This window comes from Enterococcus sp. C57, assembly GCF_040887305.1.
Lineage (GTDB): Bacteria > Bacillota > Bacilli > Lactobacillales > Enterococcaceae > Enterococcus_B > Enterococcus_B hirae.
Window position 1 is genome coordinate 1 of the sequence record NZ_JBFOFP010000033.1, and the last position, 357, is coordinate 357.

The 357-nt window shown below is 52.4% G+C and carries 4 tRNA genes; all 4 read right to left on the reverse strand.

Annotated features, from left to right (window positions below):
• Nucleotide 1 precedes the first annotated feature (1 nt).
• The 4 genes from AB5M32_RS13675 to AB5M32_RS13690 all read right to left on the reverse strand — a co-directional run bounded on the left by AB5M32_RS13675 (nucleotide 2) and on the right by AB5M32_RS13690 (nucleotide 342).
• A tRNA-Arg gene (locus AB5M32_RS13675) sits at nucleotides 2-75 on the reverse strand.
• A 10-nt stretch (nucleotides 76-85) separates the two neighbouring features.
• Nucleotides 86-171: transfer RNA gene (locus tag AB5M32_RS13680), tRNA-Leu, on the reverse strand.
• 16 nt (nucleotides 172-187) lie between these two features.
• Nucleotides 188-259: transfer RNA gene (locus AB5M32_RS13685), tRNA-Gly, on the reverse strand.
• A gap of 10 nt (nucleotides 260-269) precedes the next feature.
• Nucleotides 270-342, reverse strand: a tRNA-Thr gene (locus tag AB5M32_RS13690).
• Nucleotides 343-357: the final 15 nt, after the last annotated feature.

The following is a 357-nucleotide window of genomic DNA, read 5'->3' on the forward strand; positions in this document are numbered from 1 at the left end:
ACGCGCCCAAGAGGAGTCGAACCCCTAACCTTTTGATCCGTAGTCAAACACTCTATCCAGTTGAGCTATGGGCGCATATTTGTAATGCCGAGGACCGGAATCGAACCGGTACGGTGATCACTCACCGCAGGATTTTAAGTCCTGTGCGTCTGCCAGTTCCGCCACCCCGGCGTTGTTACTTTGGCAAAGCGGAAAACGGGGTTCGAACCCGCGACCCCCACCTTGGCAAGGTGGTGCTCTACCACTGAGCTATTTCCGCGTGTTTATGATGCCGGCTAAAGGACTTGAACCCTCGACCCTCTGATTACAAATCAGATGCTCTACCAACTGAGCTAAGCCGGCATGTCATTAAAAAAA